The organism is Acinetobacter sp. YH12021 (genome assembly GCF_013420145.1).
Classification (GTDB): Bacteria; Pseudomonadota; Gammaproteobacteria; order Pseudomonadales; family Moraxellaceae; genus Acinetobacter; species Acinetobacter towneri.
On sequence record NZ_VOYT01000023.1, the window covers coordinates 1 to 14,746 of the forward strand.

Sequence of the window (14,746 nt, forward strand, 5' to 3'; positions counted from 1 at the left end):
TTCAGTTAAAATCATTTTGAAGTTTTAATCTAAACTTCCAAATCTGGCTCATCAATTTTCTGACTTAAATTTCGCTCAAATAAACTTCGAGTAATTTAAACCAATCAATCAATGAAATATTTTCGATTAATCAATCAGTAAAAATCCACACAAGTTGTTCTTCATAATCTCTTAATGATCTTCTCGATGCTTCGTCAGCATCAAGCTAGGTCGGCTATATTACGCTTTATTTCTAAAGTGTCAACTGGTAATTTAAATTATTTCAAACTTTCTTTCTAAAACCCAACTCAATCACTCTTAACCAAGTCATTGTTTTATCAGAAGTTTTAATCCGCATCACCGCCGATGGATGTGCATTATAGGGCAAATATTTCGCCCTGCAACCCCTCTTTTTAAGTTTTATGAGTTTTTTAGTCCGAACGGTTATTTATTCGGCAAAATATTTTAAATCTGTATCATTCTTGCTCAAAATTAGCAGTATGCTTATTTTCAAATTTTAGCTACACTATTTTTATGTTCATTCGTGTTGTGTTGAAATGACTCAAAATTTAAAAATAATAACCTTGCTGTCATTTGTAGCAATGCAAACGCCTACTTTTTTGTATGCTGCACCCGCATCAAATCTTTATAGCACTACATTCTCTATTTTATCTTACGCAAAATGGGTACATGACACGCCCAAGCTCTGCGTCATAGACAATCATGCGATGGCACAACAATTCAAAAATGCCATGCACTCACATCATAACTACAGTATTCACGCTATTTCACTCAAAAATATTGCTCAAAGTGACTGCCAAATCTTAATTTTTTCCACGCTTTCTGCAGCACAAGAACAACACACCCTAAATACTCAAGTACAATTTCCAGCCCTATCTATTAGTTTGAACAATCTAGATTGTGAAACAGGCAGCGCATTCTGCATCTATAAGAAAAATCAGAATTATGCGTTTAAAGTGAATATGGAAAGTTTAACCCAGTCTAAAGTACATATTGATCCGCGGGTGTTATTGCTTGCCAAAACCACGGAGCCTAACTCATGAAGCAGTTATACTCCCCTATTACTTTGCATCAATTATTCACACGCGCACAACTCACTATTTTTGTTTTAACTTTTACAATTTGCTCTGGTATTTTTTTGGTGATCTCAACCTACACCATGAACACCTTCGCAAAAAATAGTTTGCAAAGTTTATCTGCAGCATTAAATGAACGTATTCAACCGGCTGTTGTATTCAATGACCAAATAACACTGAACGAAATTCTGTCTGAACATACGCAGCGTTATTCTATTCGTTCAATTGAAGTACGCTCACCTAAACAGACACGTATTGCCTTTATTGAACAGCAAGGTCTAGAGCATTTTTCAATTCAGGCTTTATTGGATTATTTGTTTTTTAATCATCCTGTTCGGCTGAGTATTGACCATGATCAGCAAAACTATGGCGAACTGGTGGTGTATGGAAACTCTAGTGACTTGGTCAGTTTCTTTTATAAAATCGTTTTAGGATTAATTTTCGGTTTTATTTTGCTTTTAATTGCTGTGTTTTGGTCAATTAATTCAATTTATCAATATCTCATGCAATCTTTAAGTTCTATTGTCAGCTCGGCACAGGAGATCAGTGCACAAAAAAATTATAAGCTGCGCGTTTCAAGTTCAGATATTCAAGAACTTCATGAACTGAGCTATGCCTTTAATGGCTTACTCAATGAAATTGAACAATCCCATAAAAATTTATTGGTTGAAAATCATAAACTGCAATTTCAGTCGCAATATGACAATTTAACGCAGTTGCCAAATCGTAATTATTTTTATGAAACACTGTTTAAGCTATTTACCCAGCCTTCCGCTACAGCTGCAGTATTTTTTTTAGATATTAATAATTTTAACCAAATCAATAACCAATTTGGGCATTTGACGGGCGATAATATTTTACGTGATTCATCACATTGTCTAATTCAGATTTTGCCCTCACATGCGTTTGTTGCGCGTTTAGGTGGCGATGAGTTTGCAGTAATCTTAACTGGCTCACACTCCACTGCAGAATTAGAGGATTATTGTCAAAAGATTCATGCTTGCTATACCTCTACATTTAAGTATGAACAGCAACAAGTTTCCTTAAATGTCAGTATTGGCGCAGCATTGATTGAATATGCAAAAACTCCTGAAAATTTAATTGCCGATGTCGATCGCGCAATGCTCAAAGCCAAACGTGATCAATCAAAATGGTATATTTCACCTCAATCAAACAATAAACAGGTTCCTTATGCTTAAAAAAGTTCTGATCGGCACACTTATTCTTGTTATGGTTTCACTCAGTGCTTGCATGAGTTTGGGGAATGTCAGCTATAAGCAGGCGCGCATGCTAAAACAAGAAGGCTTTATTTTAAGTGATGATGGCTGGACCTTAGCCCTGCCTGAACGCTTGTTATTTGGTTTTGATGAATACGCCATTCAAAATAGCCAAAAAGAACGCCTCAACCAATTGGCACAACAGCTGCATAAATATGACTTGGATAAACTCAAGTTTATTGGTCACACAGACAACGTAGGTTTAGCCAGCTACAATCAAACCCTATCGGAAAAACGCGCCCAAAATGTGGCTCAGATCTTTTTAGATCAAGGTTTTGAAAGAAAAAATATTCAGGTGATTGGACGTGGTGCAACACAACCAATGGTAAGCAATGACACACCAGCAAATCGTGCCACCAACCGACGCGTCAATGTGACGATTGTGCCTTAATAAAAAAGACACTAAAACTTTCTTATTTTTAGCCTCATTCTTGAGGCTTTTTTATGCCGACCAATAACTAATATGAAGCCAATTTTAAACCTAACAAGGCTTTCACAAATTTCAGGCATAAAAAAACCGCTTAACGCGGTATCTTTATTGACTTAACCATTTCTACTTAGTATCTGTTCTATTTAGAAAATGGTCGGAGCAGTAGGATTCGAACCTACGACCCCCTGGTCCCAAACCAGGTGCACTACCAGGCTGTGCTATGCTCCGTTTATCTCTCAAAGAGATTGGGGTGAATGACGGGATTCGAACCCGCGACAACTGGAATCACAATCCAGGGCTCTACCAACTGAGCTACATCCACCATCATGTTTGGTTCTTTTATACCAAGCTACCAAAAAATGGCGCGCCTGACAGGATTCGAACCTGTGACCATCCGCTTAGAAGGCGGATGCTCTATCCAACTGAGCTACAGGCGCATGACCGATGATACATAATATCATGCGATACGTTGCCTTGAAGAATTGGTCGGAGCAGTAGGATTCGAACCTACGACCCCCTGGTCCCAAACCAGGTGCACTACCAGGCTGTGCTATGCTCCGATTCATCTCAGCTTTTTGTGTATCGCACATCGTGCGGTACGGTGTGCATTCTAGGCGCGACGCCCGAAGACGTCAACACCTATATTTAAAAAAAATTAAAAAAAAGCTTCAACCGTATATTTATCAAGCATTTTTGATATTTTTCAATCAATTTTAGCGTTTTAAGCTCGCACTGAAATTCAACATACGATCTAGTGGTAATTTAGCACGTTCTGCCATGGCAGGTTCAACGAATACTTCTTGATCACCTGTTTGCAATACATGCAAAATTCCATCCAATTCATTCATCGCCATCCACGGGCAGTGTGCGCATGAACGACAGGTTGCACCCTCACCTGCAGTTGGTGCTTCAATTAGAATTTTATTTGGTACAGCTTGCTGCATCTTGTAGAAAATACCGCGGTCTGTTGCCACAATTAAACGCTCGTGTGGCAAAGTTTTTGCCGCTTGAATAAGTTGCGAGGTACTGCCCACCGCATCAGCTACATCAACAACTGATTCTGGTGATTCTGGATGCACCAAAACTGCTGCATCCGGATACATGGCTTTCATATTGGCTATACCGCGTGAACGGAATTCTTCATGCACAATACACGAACCATCCCAAAGCAGCATATCTGCGCCAGTTTTCTTTTGAATATAGCGTCCTAAGTGCTGATCTGGCGCCCAAATGATTTTTTCACCTAAGCTATCGAGATGTTCAATAATTTCAACCGCACAGCTTGAGGTAACGACCCAATCTGCACGCGCTTTTACCGCAGCGGACGTGTTGGCATAAACCACGACTGTATGATCAGGATGAGCATCACAGAAGCGGCTAAACTCATCGACAGGACAACCCAAGTCAAGTGAGCAAGTTGCTTCTAAAGTTGGCATAAGAATGGTTTTTTCTGGCGATAAAATTTTGGCAGTTTCGCCCATAAACTTTACCCCAGCCACGACCAACGTGGTTGCCACATGATCACGACCAAAACGTGCCATTTCCAGTGAATCTGAAACACAGCCACCCGTCAATTCAGCCAGTTCCTGTACTTCAGGATCGCAGTAATAATGGGCAACCAAGACAGCATTGCGCTTTTCGAGTTCTGCTTTAATTTGCGCAAATTTTTCCTGCTTGGCTTGCTCACTCAAATGATGTTCTTTGGTTTCACCCAAGCGATCTAAATGCGCCTGCACAATTGATTTGGCTTCATTGGCAATTAAATTGGTCGCATCATTCATAACAACGTCTTCTCTATCTTCATGCTTGCCCGAACACAAGCTTACTCAAGTCACTGATGATATGGGGGCAATTTGCTCATTCACCAGCCCTTTGCCGATTGAATGCTAAAAAAGCCTCACAACGGAGGCTTTATCACTCAATTTGAATTTTTACGAACGGTAATCCGCGTTGATCTTGACATAATCGTAAGACAAGTCACAAGTATAGACTGTATCTGTCGCTTGACCACGTCCTAAATTTACACGAATGGTCATTTCAGTTTGTGCCATAACTCGTGCGCCTGCTGCTTCGGTATAGTCGGCAGCAGCACCGCCATCTTTGCAAATTTGCACATCATCCAACCAAACCTGAATTTTTTCAACGTCTAAATTTGGCACGCCTGCATAACCAATTGCAGCAAGAATACGCCCCCAGTTTGGATCTGAGGCAAAAATAGCAGTTTTCACCAATGGTGAATGTGCAATGCTGTACGCAATATCACAACATTCTTGGGTATTGTCACCATCTTCAACACGTACCGTAATGAATTTTGTTGCACCTTCACCATCACGGATAATCAGTTGAGCCAAACGCAACATCACACGATTCAAAACATCCAGTACCACAGCATAACGCGGGTCATTTTCGCTGCAAATTTCAGTGCCACCCGCCTGACCAGTCGCCACCAAGATACATGAATCATTGGTCGAGGTATCGCCATCTACAGTAATACGGTTAAACGATTGTTCTACGCTGTGTTTGAGTAATTGCTGCAAGATGTCACGTTGAATTGGTGCATCGGTTGCAACATAGCTAAGCATGGTCGCCATATTTGGGCGAATCATACCTGCACCTTTAGAAATGCCTGTCATGCTATAAGTAATACCATCTAACTCAAACTGCTCAGATGCACCTTTTGGCGTGGTATCTGTGGTCATAATACCTGTCGCAGCATCATGCCAAGCATCCTCACGTAACGATGCCAGCGCAGGCGCTAAACCAGCAACCAAGCGCTCAATCGGCAATTGCTCACCAATCACACCTGTAGAAAATGGCAAAACTTCTTGGGTAGATACACCTGCCAATTCAGCCAATTTGGCACAGGTGATTTCTGCATTTTGCATACCCAATTTGCCTGTACCCGCATTGGCATTGCCTGTGTTAATGACCAAATAACGCGGATTGCCTTGAGTCAAATGTGCTTTGGACACATACACAGGTGCAGCGCAAAATGCGTTTTGAGTAAATACACCCGCCACATTTGAGCCTGCTGCAAATTCAAAAATAACCAGGTCACGTCGGTTCTGATAACGCACATAAGCCTCTGCTGAACCAATTTTTACACCTTTGACCACATGCATGTGTGGCATAGAGACGTCACCAACTGCCATTTTGAAATTTCCAGTACAAATTTGAGAATGTCACAGCTTAGTGGAAATTGAAGAAAAAATCGAGCATCCACCCTGCTTGATTCAACTTTTGTTAATACACAAGGTCATATATAAAAAACCAGCCCGTATGGACTGGTTTTAATCCTCAATGTAATGCATCAGCAACTAAAATTATACTGATTGAGCCTATTGGGATTATGGCGTAGTCGCAACCACGGTTTCACCCAATAAAGCCTGTTTGGCACGTTCTTGACTTGCTGCAGATAAAGCAGGATTTGCAGCCACAATACGATTTACATTGGCAGCATTCGCAGGTGCAATCGCTGCAGTCTGCAACACGATTGGACGCTGATCTGGATTAGCAAAGGTATAACGAATACCTGTGCGTGGGCTTGCCACAGTCACGTGACCATTATCCACTTGTACCTGTGCAGTGGTCGCACCCACAGCAGCTTGAACTTTTGCAGGAGTTGTCGTTGTTGCCGCATTTGCAAATGCGAAAGTAGGTAAGCTTAAGGCAACAATCATTAAAGGTTGTAATACTTTTTTCATTTTTTGTTCCACACGTGGATATTGCATGTGCAACTAAATAGCATTTAATTCCAAAATCTGCAAATGCTATACACATCTTGCAAAACTATTACCACAAAGATTTTGCGCCCCAAAATACAAAAAGCAGAACCAAAGTTCTGCTTAAGTTGTAACAAGTCAGGTTTAGATTTTACCGTGACACTGTTTATATTTCAGTCCTGAACCACATGGGCATGGCGAGTTACGGCTTGCAGGTGGAACAACCGTTTGCTCAGCAGCACTGTACTGTGGTTCTGATTCAAAGGTTTCGCCCGTTAAACCATCTACATCAGCATGTGAAAGATTAAGCTGCATCGCTTCTGCTTGCGCTTGCTGTTGAGCTTCCATCGCTGCCAGTTCTTCAGGTGTTGGTACATGCACACGCGAAAGATCGGTAACGACATCAGCTTTAATCACACCCAACATATTCACAAATAAGTTAAAGGCTTCTTTTTTGTACTCTTGCTCAGGGTTCTTTTGTGCATAACCACGTAAATGAATCCCTTGACGCAAATAGTCCATAGCCGCCAAATGATCTTTCCAGTGACGATCAAGTGAACTGAGCATAAAGTGGCGTTCTAGCATCGCAGCAGATTCATCACCCATTTGCTGACGACGTGCACGGTAACGTGTCACAATTTCATCGGCAATACGTTCAACCAAAGCTTCTTCATCTAGGCGACGATCATCTTCGAGCCATTGGTTAATTGGTAATTCGATGCCCAAATCATCACGCAAGGCACGCTCTAAACCTTCAATATCCCATTGATCATGAATCGATTCTGGTGGAATATAATTGGCGATCATACCTGTGACCACTTCACGGTGCATTTCTTCAATATAGTCTTGCAGCGTGCTTTCTGCCAGAATATCATCACGCTGTGAATAAATGATCTTACGTTGTTCGTTGTTTACATCATCGTATTTCAACAAGTTTTTACGGATGTCGAAGTTACGTGCCTCAACTTTACGCTGTGCATTTTCGATAGAGCGTGACACCATTTTGTGTTCAATCGCTTCATCTTCCTGCAAGCCCATAGCACGCATCATTGCTACAACACGATCACCTGCGAAAATACGCATTAAGTCATCTTCAAGTGACAAATAGAAACGTGACACGCCTGGGTCACCCTGACGACCTGCACGACCACGCAACTGGTTGTCAATACGGCGCGATTCGTGACGTTCTGAACCAATAATGTGTAAGCCACCTGAACTTAACACCATGTCATGGTTTTGTTCCCACTCTGCCTTTAAACGCGCTTCATCTTCAGGAGTTGGGTTTTCAATTTTGGCTAGCAAAGCTTTCCAGTTACCACCGAGCAAAATATCTGTACCACGACCCGCCATGTTCGTGGCAATAGTCACCGCACGTGGTGAGCCTGCTTGCGCAATGATGTCAGCTTCGCGTTCGTGTTGCTTCGCATTCAATACTTCGTGCTGAATACCTGCTTCACGCAGTTTATCCGATAAAATTTCTGAAGCTTCAATGGTCGCTGTACCAATCAGAATTGGTGCGACACCCGCTTCATGCACGCGTTGAATTTCTTGAATAATCGCGTTGTATTTACCAGTACGGTTTAAATAAATTAAATCGTTTTGGTCATTACGAATCATTGGTCGGTGCGTTGGAATGATGACCACATCAAGACCATAAATTTCTTTCATTTCTGCAGCTTCAGTGTCTGCAGTACCCGTCATTCCCGAAAGCTTTTTGTATAAACGGAAATAGTTCTGGAAGGTTGTGGTCGCTAAAGTCTGGTTTTCGGGCTGAATTTCTAGACCTTCTTTCGCTTCTACCGCTTGGTGCAAACCTTCTGACCAGCGACGGCCAGGCATGGTACGACCTGTGTTTTCATCGACAATAATCACTTCACCATCATGGATGATGTAATGCACGTTGCGTTGATACAAGAAGTGCGCACGAATAGCTGCAGATACGTGATGCACCAAATTCAGGTTAGATGCAGAATACAGACTTTCGCCTTCTGCCAATAAACCCATTTGAATTAATTCATTTTCTACCGTTTCATAACCAATTTCGGTCATTTCTACAGTACGTTGTTTTTCATCAATCCAGAAATGTCCACCATCGGCTACTTTTTCTTCTTTTTGTGCATGCAATTTTGGCGGAATGGTGTTGATTGCTGCATATAACTGCGATGAGTCATCACTTTGACCAGAAATGATTAATGGGGTACGTGCTTCATCAATTAAGATCGAGTCCACTTCATCAATAATGGCATAAGTCAGACCACGCTGTTTTTTCTCACTCAGCGAGAACACCATGTTGTCACGCAAGTAGTCGAAACCAAATTCGTTATTGGTACCGTAGGTAATGTCTGCGCGATAAGCCTGTGCTTTTTCAGTCGGGTCTTGCATGGAATAGATAATGCCAATGCTTAAACCTAAAAACTCAAATAAAGGGCGGTTGAGTTCGGCATCACGCTGTGCCAAGTAGTCGTTCACAGTAATGACGTGCACGCCCTGACCGCTTAAAGCATTTAAATAACAGGCCAAAGTTCCCATTAGGGTTTTACCTTCACCTGTACGCATTTCTGCAATTTTACCTTCATGCAAGGTAATACCACCAATCAACTGCACGTCATAGTGACGCATGCTCATGACACGTTTGGCGGCTTCACGACATACTGCAAATGCTTCTGGTAATAATTTATCTAAACTTTCGCCTTTGTTATAACGTTGTTTGAATTCTTCGGTTTTTGCAGATAAGTCTGCATCGCTTAAGGCAGATATCGTCGGCTCGAGCGCATTAATCTTGTCTACGATTTTACGCATGCGTTTGAGTTCGCGCTCATTTTTAGTACCGAAGATTCCTCCGATCAGACTTGCCAACATGAATAAACTCTCTAAATCTTGCTTGTCAAATAAATAGGTTTTTCTTAGTGGTTATTATGGTGCTAGAAATTTGAAGTACAAGGGTTTTGCACAAAAACCTATTAAAAATTCCAATCTCTACTTGCCATTTCTCGCTGCTAAGTAGCAGTTAATGTAACAAATTTCGAGCGGACGATATATAGCAATCACACATCAATCTATTTTGAAAATGCAATAAAAATGACACACCATATTCAAATTATTCATAAGCACATACAAAAACACTATTTAATTCTGCAAAAGGAATGGCGCATAGTAGTACGCATACATCACACAACAAAACAAGACAGAGGTACACAATGACTATTCGCTTAGGTGACATCGCACCCAACTTCACACAAGATTCAAATGAAGGCCCAATTGATTTTTATGAATTTTTAGGTGACAGCTGGGGCATTCTATTTTCGCATCCTGCCGATTACACACCTGTCTGCACCACCGAGCTAGGCTATACCGCAAAACTGAAAGATGAATTCAGCAAGCGCAATGTCAAAGCGATTGCACTTTCTGTAGATGATGCTGAATCTCATAAAGGCTGGATTCAAGATATTAACGAAACTCAAGATACAACGGTTAATTTCCCAATTCTTGCTGACCAAGATCGTAAAGTGTCTACCCTGTACGATTTTATTCACCCGAATGCCAGCGAAACACTGACTGTCCGCTCATTAATCATTATTGATCCAAATAAAAAAGTACGCTTGATCATTACTTATCCTGCTTCTACAGGACGTAATTTCCACGAAATTTTACGTGTCATTGATTCACTACAACTGACTGACAATTACAAAGTTGCAACGCCTGCCAACTGGCAAGATGGTGAAGATGTGGTGATCGTGCCTTCCATTCAGGATGAAGCGGAACTTAAAGAACGCTTCCCAAGTGGATATAAAGCCATCAAGCCTTATTTGCGTTTGACCAAACAACCGAACCGCACTTAATTAAGTGTTACATGAGCAAGCCTATCTTCGGATAGGCTTTTTACAATCAAAGCATTTGAAACACGCCTAAATTCAATCAGCATTAAAAAAGGATTTAACCCAAAAGATTAAATCCTTTTTAATAAACATTTTGATCGAATGATCTAGTCGCGTTTATCTAACGGTATCCAGTCAATCACCCATGCAGATTTCATATTCAAACTTGGGTCTGCGGTAATTTTCTTGCGGGTTGCATCTGCAGCATCACGGTCTTTAGATGGCCCAACCATAATCCGAACCCCTTTAGACGTTGGACTTTGGGTAACTTTATAACCTTTGGCTTTCAGTTTTGCCGCCAAAGCATCGGCATTGGCTTGGTTAGCTGCCAAAGCCACTTGTACCATCCACTGCTTATCGCCTTCTTCCAATAACTTACGTGCTTTTTCAGCTTCAGCCTTTTTCTTGGCAGCTTCTTCAGCTTTGCGTTTTTCCTCGGCTTTACGCTTATCTTCGGCAGCCTTACGTTCTGCTTCTTTTTTCGCTTCAGCGGCTTTGCGCTCTTGTTCAGCTTTACGTTTTGCATCGGCTTGGCGTTGTTCTTCCGCTAAACGTTTTTCTTCTGCAATGCGTTTTTCTTCCGCTAAACGCTTTTCATCTGCTGCTTTTTTCTCTGCAGCACTACGCTCTTGCGCAGCTTTTAACTCAGCAGCTTTCTTGGCATCCGTTGCCTTTTGCTGCTCTAACTTCTTTTGCTGGGCGGCTTTTTCTTCAGCCAAACGCTTTTGCTTGGCTTGTTCATCTTCGACCAATTCAGGCGGAATATTGTCAGAACTTTGCTGCTGACCAGAACGCAATGCATTTAAAGCAGCATATTCTTCTGCAGCTTTACGCGCTGCTTCAGCTTCTGCCTGTTGCTGCATTGCTAAAAACTCAGCTGCACGCGCTTCTTGCTCTGCCACTGCTTTTTCACGCGCACGGCGTTGTTCTTCAAGCAGACGCTGTTCGGTTTGCACATCGACAGTTAAAGGCTGCAATTGCACCATTTCTGCCTGATTGGCATTTTTATGTTGAACTTGTTCGGCTTGGCTTGGGGTTTTCACATTATTTTGATGTATTTCTTCTTGCCCTTTTAAAAGCAATGCTGCCAATAAAACACCACCACCTAATAAAACAACGCCACCCATCCAGCGCTGTTTGTTATTCATTGACATTCTTCCAAATACTCCCATACCGCTTCTAAGGTATGAAATGATCCACATACCAAAATCAGCTGATTATTTTTTGTTTCATCCAGTGCTGATTTAAAAGCCAATTGTATACTGTCGAAGTGTTGTATTGTTTCGCCTTGCAAAGCCTGATCCAAAACCGTGATCTCTGCCGCACGAGGCACATTTAATGTGGCAATTTTCCACATTACGACACTATCTTTCAATAACTCAACCACAGAATTTATATCTTTATCTGCAAGCATTGAAAAAACACTGACCACTTCAGTGTACTGTTTATTGTAATTTAAGAAATTGCGCAATTGCTTTAACAAAAATTCAACGCCATGCGGGTTATGTCCTGCATCAAAAATCACGGTTTTGCCCTGAATTTGACGAATTTCAAAACGTCCCGCCAATTTGGCCGTTTGAATACCTTGTGCAATTGCGTCTTGGGTAATTTCTAAACCACTGTGCAAGACTGCTGCCACAGCCGTTGAAATATTATCGAGGGCTAAACTGCCTGTTGGAAGTTTTAAGGTACAACCCGATGCAGCAAACATCCATGACTGACCATCTTGCATATCCCGATAAAAATAATCACGATTCAAGACAAACAAAGGTGCATTGCAGGTTGCTGCTTTGTCGTGAATAGCTTGAGGCAAATCTTGCTGACCTGCAAAAATGACAGGAATGTTAGGACGAATAATGCCTGCTTTTTCATAGGCAATTTTTTCGATGCTATCGCCTAACCAATCGACATGATCTAAACCGATATTGGTAATAACCGCCACATCAGGATTGACGACATTGACCACATCTAAGCGTCCACCTAAACCGACTTCAAGCACCCATACATCGCAATCACGTGCTTTAAAAATCACAAAGGCTGCCAAAGTCGTGGCCTCAAAAAAAGATAAACTCAGATCGCAATCACGTCGTGCTTGATCGACTTGCACAAAAGCATCAATCAAACTTTGGTCATCGATTTCGACGCCTGCTAATTTGACTCGTTCATTAAAACGGTAAATATGTGGCGATTGGTACAACCCAACCCGATAGCCCTGCGCATTTAAAATAGCCGCTAAAGTGGTTGTGGTTGAGCCTTTGCCATTGGTTCCCGCAACCGTAATGACTTTGGCTTTAGGATGGGTCACCCCCAGTTTTTCTGCAACGGGAATAACCCGCTCCAAACCTAAATCAATACCCGTAACGTGAACATGGCTCCAATAATTGAGCCATGTGTTTAAATCATCGGTTGCAAGAGGTGCTGTTTTCAAGGCAAGTTCATCAGTTTCGCAAGAATACGATAAACTGTATCACGTAATGCATGACGATGGACAATTTGATCGACCACACCATGATCAAGTAAGTATTCTGCACGTTGGAATGGTTCTTCCAGTTTTTCACGTACAGTTTGCTCAATGACACGTTTACCCGCAAAACCAATCATCGCTTTAGGTTCTGCAATGTGCACATCACCCAGCATCGCCAATGATGCAGTTACACCACCATATACAGGATGTGTTAATACTACGATGTACGGCAAGCCTGCTTCTTTCATGCGTTGAATTGCTGCAGAAGTACGCGCCATTTGCATTAATGACAACATGCCTTCTTGCATACGCGCACCGCCCGATGCTGCAAAGCAAATTAACGGTTGTTTTTGCTGAATCGCACGTTCAGCAGCTTGCACAAAACGGTCACCAACGACAGTACCCATTGAGCCGCCCATAAAGTCAAACTCAAATGCACAAGCAATGACTGGCATATCTTTTAATAAGCCCTGCATCACCACTAACGCTTCGGTTTCACCCGTTTTCTTTTGCGCTTCAGTCATACGCTCAGGATAAGCTTTGCTGTCTACAAATTTGAGTGGGTCTTTGGCAGAGAATTCTTGACCTAATTCGTTTTGTACTTGGTCAAAGAACCAAGTTAAACGCTCACGCGCTTTCATGCGTAAATGTTCATCACATTGTGGGCATACATAAGCGTTGAATGACATTGCCGTACGTGTCACCAAGGCATGACATTCTGGACATTCAATCGTTGGTTCAGTAAAGATCGCTTTTAACGCTTGTTGCTCATCTGGTGTTTCAATACCAGGTACACCACGTGCAGTCCACGGCGTCGATGGGCTTAGAATTTTCCCTGTTTTCACTTCTTGACTCATACTAACTCATCGAGCGCAGCTCGAAGCTCCTTCACTTTATTAACCGTTGCAATGACGGCTTGTTCTGGTGCTAAGCTCGCAAATTGTTTTACAAAAGCACTTCCGACAATGACTGCGTCGGCAGCCGCGCCCATTGCTTTGGCAGATGCAGCATCACTGATGCCAAAACCCACACCCACAGGCACGTTGGTTACAGCTTTAATCTGTTGGATGCGGGTTGCTGCTTCTGCAACATCAAGTGTTGCTGCACCCGTCACGCCTTTCAAAGAAACATAATAAATAAAGCCACTGGCTTGGTTTGCAACAAATTGAATACGCTCTGGTGTAGAAGTTGGCGCTAACAAGAAAATTTGATTCATCCCATATTTATTCAGGACTTCATCAAATTCTTGGGCTTCTTCAGGTGGTAAATCGACCAGAAGTACACCATCGACACCACAGTCATGTGCATATTCAACAAACTTTTCATAACCAATGACTTCTACAGGGTTTAAATATCCCATCAATACCACAGGAGTTTCCTGATCTTTTTGACGGAACTCTTTGACCATGTTTAAAGCATCTAGCGTATTGGTTCCACCTGCCAACGCTCGCTCTGCAGCGAGGGCAATTACTGGACCATCAGCCATTGGGTCTGAAAACGGCAAACCTAATTCAACGACATCTACCCCTGCCTCGACCATTTGATGTAACAACGGAACTGTGACTTCTGGATGAGGGTCACCTGCCATAACATAAGAAACCAAGGCCTTACGCTGTTGAGATTCAAGCTGTGCAAATCGTGTGGCTAAACGTGACATAGGGTTGTATTTTCCTTGAATGATTAAAACTGAGACATTTGCTATTGTAGAAATACAAATTGACCCATTGTAACGCTATTTTTTACTCAATGAATAGCGCACAGGCATGAGTTGCTGCATTTCTGTTTGCAAAACGATTTATTCAGAACAACCGCGAGGCTACATTTACTGATATTTGCGCTTTTTTCTCAATGATCAAAGATGCCTAATTTTGCCTGCTTATCGGTTTTTGAAACTTGCTCAAT

The 14,746-nt window shown here is 41.9% G+C and carries 12 protein-coding genes and 4 tRNA genes; 4 read left to right on the plus strand and 12 right to left on the minus strand.

The annotated features are described in order from the left end of the window. Window positions 1-581 precede the first annotated feature (581 nt). From FTT91_RS12725 to FTT91_RS12735, 3 genes are read left to right on the plus strand one after another with little or no spacing between them, the layout of a single operon-like run. Window positions 582-1,043, plus strand: coding sequence for a YfiR family protein (locus FTT91_RS12725; RefSeq protein ID WP_042068773.1), 462 nt, complete (start codon window positions 582-584; stop codon window positions 1,041-1,043). After that, window positions 1,040-2,275: a diguanylate cyclase domain-containing protein gene (locus FTT91_RS12730; RefSeq protein WP_180169572.1), complete on the plus strand. Its 1,236-nt coding sequence runs from the start codon at window positions 1,040-1,042 to the stop codon at window positions 2,273-2,275. The genes FTT91_RS12725 and FTT91_RS12730 overlap by 4 nt, the downstream gene beginning before the upstream one ends. Next, the gene (locus FTT91_RS12735; protein WP_004976277.1) at window positions 2,268-2,744 is read left to right on the plus strand and encodes an OmpA family protein; all 477 of its coding nucleotides are present in this window, start codon (window positions 2,268-2,270) and stop codon (window positions 2,742-2,744) included. The genes FTT91_RS12730 and FTT91_RS12735 overlap by 8 nt, the downstream gene beginning before the upstream one ends. 190 nt (window positions 2,745-2,934) lie before the next feature. On the opposite strand, the gene FTT91_RS12740 is transcribed toward FTT91_RS12735, so the two are convergent. From FTT91_RS12740 to secA, 8 genes are all read right to left on the minus strand, one after another. Continuing rightward, window positions 2,935-3,011, minus strand: a tRNA-Pro gene (locus FTT91_RS12740). 18 nt (window positions 3,012-3,029) lie between these two features. Then, window positions 3,030-3,105 (minus strand) — tRNA-His (locus FTT91_RS12745). A 38-nt stretch (window positions 3,106-3,143) separates the two neighbouring features. Next, a tRNA-Arg gene (locus FTT91_RS12750) sits at window positions 3,144-3,220 on the minus strand. Window positions 3,221-3,266: 46 nt separating this feature from the next. Continuing rightward, window positions 3,267-3,343: transfer RNA gene (locus FTT91_RS12755), tRNA-Pro, on the minus strand. 153 nt (window positions 3,344-3,496) lie between these two features. After that, window positions 3,497-4,564 (minus strand): quinolinate synthase NadA, encoded by a 1,068-nt coding sequence (nadA, locus tag FTT91_RS12760; RefSeq protein ID WP_180169573.1) that lies wholly within the window; start codon window positions 4,562-4,564, stop codon window positions 3,497-3,499. Window positions 4,565-4,714: 150 nt separating this feature from the next. Then, the gene (gene argJ, locus FTT91_RS12765) at window positions 4,715-5,935 is read right to left on the minus strand and encodes a bifunctional glutamate N-acetyltransferase/amino-acid acetyltransferase ArgJ (protein ID WP_180169574.1); all 1,221 of its coding nucleotides are present in this window, start codon (window positions 5,933-5,935) and stop codon (window positions 4,715-4,717) included. Window positions 5,936-6,130: 195 nt separating this feature from the next. Then, window positions 6,131-6,487 (minus strand): hypothetical protein, encoded by a 357-nt coding sequence (locus FTT91_RS12770; RefSeq protein ID WP_096902421.1) that lies wholly within the window; start codon window positions 6,485-6,487, stop codon window positions 6,131-6,133. A 162-nt stretch (window positions 6,488-6,649) separates the two neighbouring features. Then, on the minus strand, window positions 6,650-9,364 hold the full coding sequence (secA, locus tag FTT91_RS12775; protein ID WP_179990882.1) for a preprotein translocase subunit SecA: 2,715 nt from the start codon (window positions 9,362-9,364) through the stop codon (window positions 6,650-6,652). Window positions 9,365-9,702: 338 nt separating this feature from the next. Between secA and FTT91_RS12780 the strand changes: the two genes are divergently transcribed. Continuing rightward, entirely contained in the window at window positions 9,703-10,344 is a 642-nt protein-coding gene (locus FTT91_RS12780; RefSeq protein ID WP_167845787.1) for a peroxiredoxin, read from the plus strand. Window positions 10,345-10,487: 143 nt separating this feature from the next. Here the strand turns inward: FTT91_RS12780 and FTT91_RS12785 are convergent, their stop codons facing one another. Genes FTT91_RS12785 through trpA form a run of 4 tightly spaced genes read right to left on the minus strand, consistent with a single transcriptional unit; the run spans window position 10,488 to window position 14,501 of the window. Continuing rightward, window positions 10,488-11,534 (minus strand): SPOR domain-containing protein, encoded by a 1,047-nt coding sequence (locus FTT91_RS12785; protein ID WP_373683001.1) that lies wholly within the window; start codon window positions 11,532-11,534, stop codon window positions 10,488-10,490. After that, complete coding sequence (gene folC / locus FTT91_RS12790) at window positions 11,525-12,808, minus strand: bifunctional tetrahydrofolate synthase/dihydrofolate synthase (RefSeq protein WP_179994428.1); 1,284 nt, start codon at window positions 12,806-12,808, stop codon at window positions 11,525-11,527. Before folC ends, FTT91_RS12785 begins: the two co-directional genes overlap by 10 nt. Beyond that, window positions 12,805-13,701, minus strand: coding sequence for an acetyl-CoA carboxylase, carboxyltransferase subunit beta (gene accD, locus FTT91_RS12795; RefSeq protein WP_004976262.1), 897 nt, complete (start codon window positions 13,699-13,701; stop codon window positions 12,805-12,807). The genes folC and accD overlap by 4 nt, the downstream gene beginning before the upstream one ends. Beyond that, the gene (gene trpA, locus FTT91_RS12800) at window positions 13,698-14,501 is read right to left on the minus strand and encodes a tryptophan synthase subunit alpha (protein ID WP_004976260.1); all 804 of its coding nucleotides are present in this window, start codon (window positions 14,499-14,501) and stop codon (window positions 13,698-13,700) included. The genes accD and trpA overlap by 4 nt, the downstream gene beginning before the upstream one ends. Between the last annotated feature and the right edge of the window lie 245 nt (window positions 14,502-14,746).